Source organism: Neobacillus niacini (genome assembly GCF_031456445.1).
GTDB classification, from domain to species: domain Bacteria; phylum Bacillota; class Bacilli; order Bacillales; family Cytobacillaceae; genus Neobacillus; species Neobacillus niacini_I.
The window spans coordinates 1-1874 of sequence record NZ_JAVDUQ010000085.1; the positions used below are offsets into that span (position 1 = coordinate 1).

The following is a 1874-nucleotide window of genomic DNA, read 5'->3' on the forward strand; positions in this document are numbered from 1 at the left end:
TGTGTGCCACGAAAGCAAGCAAAGTGTGCCTGACGGCACATCCGTAAGCTGTGCTGCACTCAAGATGAGAGTAGGCCTCTCGCAATCGCTATACAGGTAGAGATTGCAAACCACCCTAAGGTGCTATAGTCAAAAGCTATGGTATTGAGCGTTAGGGAAAAGGCAGAGCGAGACTCTGTCAGGTACATATTAAGGAGACGAAAACCATTGAATCGCTGAAGAAGTATCGAAAGCATAGGGGTGTCATCAAAACTGAGGGGGAGTCGTTAACTCAGGATAAGTTCGGAGGAAACCTGTTTACTGTCCGTTCGGTGACCGGTATAAAGGCGGCGTGAACTTAATGTAGGCTTGGGTGTGGAACGTGGGAACCTACGACATGGATGCCAAGGGAGAGATTTCAAGTGGAAGCCCCACAAGAATCAGAGTACCAATGCCATGTATAGGGGCGGAATAACTCGTAGTAGTAATGAAACCTCCTAACGGAGATGGAGCAAAGGAGTTATGTTATTCAGTTTTATTAGCAAGTCAACCATCTTAGTGGGAGGAACTTATGAATAAAACAAAGCCATATGCGATATCTAAAAAGGTTGTTTATGAAGCCTTTCTAAGAGTAAAAGCGAACAAAGGGTCAGCTGGAATTGATCAAGAGTCGATAGAGGAATTTGAAGTGAACCTAAAGGATAATCTCTATAAGCTATGGAACAGAATGTCCTCAGGAAGTTACTTTCCACCAGCAGTTAAAGCTGTAGAGATTCCAAAGAAAGCTGGTGGTACTAGGACACTAGGAATTCCAACTGTTACAGATAGAATTGCACAAATGGTTGTGAAACTGTATTTTGAACCCTCAGTGGAACCTTTCTTTCATGAGGACTCTTATGGTTATAGACCTAATAAAAGTCCCATCCAAGCATTGGAAATAACCCGTAAAAGGTGTTGGAAATACAATTGGGTTCTAGAATTTGATATTAAAGGCTTATTCGACAACATTGATCACGGGTTATTAATGAAAGCAGTGAAAAAGCACACAAATATTAAATGGGTGAAGCTATATATTGAAAGATGGTTAAAGGCACCTTTTCAAACAAAAGAAGGTGTAAAAGAACGAACCTCTGGCACACCGCAAGGTGGAGTCATAAGTCCAGTTCTTGCGAACCTATTTCTACACTACACATTTGATAAATGGATGACAATTAACCATCCTAATAATCCATTTGCGAGATATGCAGATGATGCAGTCATTCACTGCAAGTCAGAAGCTGAGGCAATAAGATTGCTTGAATCATTAAACAACAGGATGACTGAATGTAACCTTGAACTACATCCAACCAAAACAAGAATTGTATATTGTAAAGATGCAGATAGGAAAGAAAATCACGAAAATATTTCGTTTGATTTTCTGGGATATACGTTCAGACCAAGATGTTCTAAGAATAGATGGGGAAAGCATTTTATTAACTTTACACCAGCGATTAGTAACAAATCTAAGAAATCAATTCGGCAAAAAGTAAGGGATTGGAAACTACAGTTAAAAGCTGAAAAGGACCTTACGGACCTATCAAATATGTTTAACTCAAAGATAATAGGTTGGATAAACTTCTATGGCAAGTTCTACAAATCTGAAATGTACTCAACATTAAGGCACATCAACAAAGCCTTAATAATGTGGGCAAGAAAGAAATACAAAAAGTTAGCTCGTCACAAGAAAAGAGCAGAATATTTCTTAGGTAGAATTGCAAATCAGAATCCCAAGTTATTTAAACATTGGGAATTAGGTATTAAACCTACGGCTGAATAATGGGAGCCGGATGAGCTGAGAGGTTCACGTCCGGTTCTAAGAGGGGCTACTGGGGAGGTTCCAGTGGTCTACTTGCCTT

General features: G+C 39.9%; 1 protein-coding gene. It reads left to right on the top strand.

Going from position 1 to position 1874, the window contains the following annotated elements:
• The first annotated feature begins 550 nt into the window (after positions 1 to 550).
• Entirely contained in the window at positions 551 to 1795 is a 1245-nt protein-coding gene (ltrA, locus tag J2Y67_RS27745) for a group II intron reverse transcriptase/maturase (protein ID WP_310179399.1), read from the top strand.
• Positions 1796 to 1874: the final 79 nt, after the last annotated feature.